The organism is Azonexus sp. (assembly GCF_036170495.1).
In the GTDB taxonomy this organism is placed as follows: Bacteria; Pseudomonadota; Gammaproteobacteria; order Burkholderiales; family Rhodocyclaceae; genus Azonexus.
On the sequence record NZ_JAVHPH010000022.1, the window covers coordinates 1 to 5,166 of the forward strand.

Consider the following 5,166-nt stretch of genomic DNA (forward strand, 5'->3'; position numbering starts at 1 on the left):
AAACGCCAGCCATTGCGGCCGCCGGCCTTGGCGGCATAGAGGGCGAGGTCGGCGGCTTCGGTCAGCGCCTGGTTGTCGGTGGCGTGTTCCGGGTAGAGCGCGATGCCGATGCTGATGCCGATGCTGACCGTGCCCTCGGCCAGATCGAAGGGGGCGCGGATGACGTCGAGAATTTTGCTGGCCACGCGCGAGGCGTCGCCGGCGCTGGCGATGCGCGGTAGCAACAGGGCAAATTCGTCGCCGCCGATGCGCGCCAGCGTGTCTTCCTCGCGCAGGATGCCGGCAATGCGCTTGGCTACCTGACGCAGCAGGGCGTCGCCGGCGGCATGGCCGAGCGTGTCGTTGACCGGCTTGAAGCGGTCGAGATCGAGGAAAAACAGGGCGAAGCCATGGCCGTGGCGTTTGCTGTGGGCGCGGGCGTGGGCAAGGCGGTCGGTCAGCCGGGTGCGGTTGGCGAGGCCGGTGAGCGGATCGAAATTGGCGCGCTGCCAGAGGTCGGATTCGTGCGCGGCCTGCTCGGTGATGTCACGGCTGACCGCGATGTAGCGGGCCGTTTGGCCGTGTGGGTCGGCTACCGCGCTGATGCTGTACCACACGCAGTATTCCTCGCCGGCCTTGCGCCGGTTCCAGATGCGGCCCGACCAGCGCCCCTGCTCGATCAGGGCATCCCACATCGCGGCGTAGAAGGCGTCATCGTGACGGCCGGAACGCAGTATCGCCGGCGTCTGGCCGATGATCTCTGGCGCCGGGTAGCCGGTCAGTTGGGTAAACGCGGCGTTGATCTTGATGATCCGGCCCCGCGCATCGGTAATCATGATGGCGTCGGGCATGCCGGCCAGAATGCTCTCGTTGAGCGCGGATTCGGTCAGGCGCTCATGTTCGTCGCCGCGGTCGAGTAAGGTCACGATCAGCCCGCTCACGGCTTGTTCGTTCTGGTGCAGCACGCGCACCGCCAGGGCCAGCCAGGTGTCGTCGCTGGGGCGCTTGAACCAGACCCCTTCGAGGTCGCGGCCGGTGGCCAGGCAGACGGCGCGCAAGGGATCGTCAACAAACGGCACGTCGTCTTCCGTGACCAGGCTGAAGCCGGCCCGCTGCGCGGCGTCGAGGAAAGGCCGGCCGTTCGTGTCGGGCAGCCAGGCGCGGGCTGCCCCGTTGCCGAAGGTGATGGCCGTCTGCGTGTCGAGCAGCAGGATGCCTTCGCGCATGCTTTCGAATACGGTTCGCGAACGTTCGATTTCATGGCTGAGGTCGGCCTGGATGGCGCGTTGGCGGCGGCTGCCGAAATAAATCAGGATGGCCGCCGGGATCAGGATCAAGGTCAGCAGCAAGGCCGGCAGGTAGGCGGTCTGGCGGTAGGCGGCCAGTTGTTGGTCAAGCGTCGCGGTGTCGATGCCGGCAACGACGCGCATGCCCAGGCCGGGAATGTCGCTGACGGCGGACAGGCGACTGACGCCATCGATCGGGCTGGCCAGGATGAAAGGCTGCTCGCTGGCGCCGGCGGGGAGGCTGACGGTCTCCCCTGTGTGTCCCGTGATGCCTTGCGAATGGGCGGCAATGCGCCCTTCCGGCGAGAGAATGCTGACTTGCTCGCTGGTCGGGTCGACCGTATCAAACAGGAAGCCGAGGCGCTCGGCTTCAAAGCCGACGAAAACAAGTCCGGCGAATTGTTTTTGGCGCAGGATGGGGCGAGCGAAAAGGATGATCCACTGGCCGGTGATGCGGGCGAACATCGGTTCGGTGATGAACAGGCGGTCGGCGCTGCTGCGCGACAGGGCCTGGAAATAGGGGCGGTCGGCAAGGTTGGCTGCCCGGCTGATTTCCTTGCCGCGCAGGTAGTTGGCGATGGTCATGCCGTCGGCGCCTAGCAGGGCGGCCCGGTTGATCGGGCCGCTGGCCTCTTCGCTCGACAGGCGCTCGGCTTCGCGGCGGAAGGCGCCTACATCTTTCTCGCGATAGGCCCGGCGCAGTAATTGCAGTTCTTCGTCGGCCAGGGTCAGGGTCAGCGAGGCCAGCCCGGCGTGGCTGCGCGCCAGCGACTGGACGCGCTGGCCGGCATGGCGCCACAGCGTTTCCCGGAAATCATCGACGTGCAGCCAGGCAATGCTCCAGGCGGCCAGTGCGGCGCCGAGCGACGCCGCCCAGAACAGCCGATGCGACCTGTTTAGTCGGGGCAGCGCGGTCACGGGCGGCGCATCGCGATGGTGTGTTCGCCAACACGGACGATTTTGAGCGTGTTGGTGCCGCCGGTGGTGCCGATCGGCTCGCCGATGGTCAGGGCGATGAGCTCGCCTTTTTCGACGACGCCGCGGTCGATCAGGAGTTGCTCGGCTTCGGCCAGCAGCAGGTCGCGGTCGGTGTGCTGCTGCTTCATCGCCAGCGGACAGACGCCGCGGTAGAGGACCATGCGGCCGACCGATTCGGCATCCGGGGTCAGCGCGTAGATCGGCACGCCGCAGTTCAGGCGGCTCATCCACAGCGCCGTCGAGCCGGACTGGGTGAGGGCGGCGATGGCCTTGACCTTGAGGTGATGCGCCGTCCAGATGGCGGCCATGGCGATCGACTGGTCGATGCGGGTGAACACGCGGTCGAGGAATTCGCGGTCGAGGGTGACGTCGGCCGAACGCTCGGCTTCGACGCAGATGCGGGCCATCGATTCGACAACTTCGACCGGGTATTTGCCGGCCGCCGTTTCGGCCGAGAGCATGACGGCGTCGGTGCCGTCGAGTACGGCGTTGGCGACATCCGAGACCTCGGCCCGGGTCGGCACCGGCGACTGGATCATCGATTCCATCATCTGCGTTGCGGTGATGGTCAGCTTGTTCTTGTCGCGGGCCAGGCGGATCATTTTTTTCTGCAGGGCGGGTACCGAGGCATCGCCGACTTCGACGGCCAGATCGCCGCGGGCGACCATGATGCCGTCCGAGGCGTCGAGGATTTCGGCCAGGTTGGTGATCGCTTCGACGCGTTCGATCTTGGCGATGAGCACGGCAGTGCTGCCGGCGGCGCGCAACAGCTGACGCGCCATGTACATGTCGGCGGCGCTTTTCGGGAAGGAGACGGCGACGAAATCGACGCCGATCTGGGCGGCGGTCTTGATGTCGTCCATGTCCTTGGCGGTCAGCGCTGGCGCGGTCAGGCCGCCGCCCTGGCGGTTGATGCCCTTGTTGTTCGATAACTCGCCGCCGACCAGCACGCGGGTGTGGATTTCGGGGCCGCGGACGCCGGTGACTTCGAGTTTGAGGCGGCCATCGTCGAGGAGCAGGATGTCGCCATTGACGACGTCCTTGGGCAGATCCTTGTAATCGAGGCCGACGCGTTCCTGGTTGCCGAGTGGGCAGGTTGCATCGAGGACGAAGGCGGCGCCGACGGTGAGCGCGATCTGGCCATCGGCAAACTTGCCGACGCGAATCTTCGGTCCCTGGAGGTCGCCGAGGATGCCGACCGTCCGGCCGAATTTGGCCGCCGCGGCCCGGATGCCTTCGGCGCGCGCCTTGTGGTCGTCGGCCGTGCCGTGCGAAAAATTCATCCGGACCACGTCGACGCCGGCCTGCACCATGCGCTCGAGCACCTCGGTCGAGGAGGAGGCCGGGCCCAGCGTGGCAACGATTTTGGTGTGGCGGAGCATGTATCGTCTCTTTTCCCGGTTCTCTTCTTTGGTTTTGGGCTTTTTTTGCGGTCGACCGTAGCAATGTGCCGGTCGACCGCGATTTTTCGACTTATTTTGCCGCGCGCTCTTCGAGGATGGCAATCGCCGGCAGGGTCTTGCCTTCGAGGAATTCGAGGAAAGCGCCGCCGCCGGTCGATATGTAGCCGACGTCGTCATGGATGTGGAACTTGGCGATGGCGGCCAGCGTATCGCCGCCGCCGGCAATCGAGAAAGCCTCGGAGTGGGCGATGGCCGAGGCCATCATCTTGGTGCCGCCGGCGAATTGCGGCAGTTCGAAGACGCCGACCGGGCCGTTCCAGACGATGGTGCCGGCGTTGGCGATGATCTGCGACAGCGCGGCGGCGGTCTTCGGGCCGACGTCGAGAATGCGGTCGTGAACGGCGACGTCATCGACCGATATCTTGTTGGCACGGGCCAGGGCCGAGACTTCGTCGGCGACGACGACATCGGTCGGCAAGGGCACTTCGGCACCGCGTTCCTTCATGATGTCCATGATGGCGTGGGCTTCCTTGACCAGGTCGGCTTCGGCCAGCGAGTCGCCGATGCGCTTGCCGGAAGCGAGCAGGAAGGTATTGGCGATACCACCGCCGACGATCAACTGGTCGACCTTGCTGGCCAGCGACTTGAGGATGGTCAGCTTGCTGGATACCTTGGAACCGCCGACGATGGCGACGAGCGGACGTTTCGGGTTGGTCAGGGCCTTGGTCAGGGCGTCGATTTCGGCGCCCATGAGCATGCCGGCGCAGGCCACCGGGGCGTACTTGGCGATGCCGTGGGTGGTCGCTTCGGCGCGGTGGGCGGTGCCGAAGGCATCGTTGACGTAGACGTCGCAGAGCTTGGCCATCTTCTCGGCCAGCTCGTCGTTGTTCTTCTTTTCGCCCTTGTTGACGCGGCAGTTTTCGAGCAGGACGACTTCGCCCGGCTTGACCTCAAACCCGCCGTCGACCCAGTCCTGGATCAGGCGGACCGAGGTGTGCAGCATCTGGCCGAGGCGTACGGCGACCGGTAGAAGGCTGTCGTCCGGCGTCAGCTCGCCTTCGGTCGGCCGACCGAGGTGGGAGGTGACCATGACTGCCGCGCCTTTGTCGAGACAGTATTTGATCGACGGTAGCGAGGCGCGGATACGGGTGTCCTCGGTGATGTTGCCGGCCTCGTCCTGCGGCACGTTCAAGTCGGCGCGGATGAAAACGCGCTTGCCGGATACGTCGAGGTCGGTCAGCTTGATGACGTTCATGTCTATCTCCTTGGTTTTGATTAAATGCGTTTCCGTGGCCACAGCCGCGACCAGTGGTCGGCGACCTCGAGCATGCGGTTGGCGAAGCCCCATTCGTTGTCGAACCAGACGAAGAGATTGGCGAGATGGGTGCCGGCGGTGCGTGTCTGGCTGCCATCGACAATGGCCGAATGCGGATCGTGATTGAAATCGATCGAGGCGTGCGCGGCTTCGGAATAGGCCACCAGCTTTTTGAGTGGGCCGCGCGCCGCGTCGGCGAGCAGGG

3 protein-coding genes and 1 pseudogene are annotated in these 5,166 nt (G+C 65.5%); all 4 read right to left on the reverse strand.

What is annotated here, in order from left to right:
* The coding region (locus ADADOO_RS00995; protein WP_511274301.1) for a diguanylate cyclase domain-containing protein at positions 1 to 2,183 on the reverse strand (2,183 nt) is incomplete at its 3' end.
* Positions 2,180 to 3,625: a pyruvate kinase gene (pyk, locus tag ADADOO_RS01000; protein WP_511274302.1), complete on the reverse strand. Its 1,446-nt coding sequence runs from the start codon at positions 3,623 to 3,625 to the stop codon at positions 2,180 to 2,182. The genes ADADOO_RS00995 and pyk, both read right to left, overlap by 4 nt.
* Positions 3,626 to 3,716: 91 nt before the next feature.
* Positions 3,717 to 4,901: a phosphoglycerate kinase gene (locus tag ADADOO_RS01005; protein ID WP_511274303.1), complete on the reverse strand. Its 1,185-nt coding sequence runs from the start codon at positions 4,899 to 4,901 to the stop codon at positions 3,717 to 3,719.
* A gap of 20 nt (positions 4,902 to 4,921) precedes the next feature.
* A pseudogene (locus ADADOO_RS01010) lies at positions 4,922 to 5,166 on the reverse strand (erythrose-4-phosphate dehydrogenase); the annotation flags it as partial.

Excerpts from the sequence above, each read along its gene's own strand:
- pyk (WP_511274302.1), bottom strand. The coding sequence starts at position 3,625 with ATGCTCCGCCACACCAAAATCGTTGCCACGCTGGGCCCGGCCTCCTCC.
- ADADOO_RS01005 (WP_511274303.1), bottom strand. The coding sequence starts at position 4,901 with ATGAACGTCATCAAGCTGACCGACCTCGACGTATCCGGCAAGCGCGTT.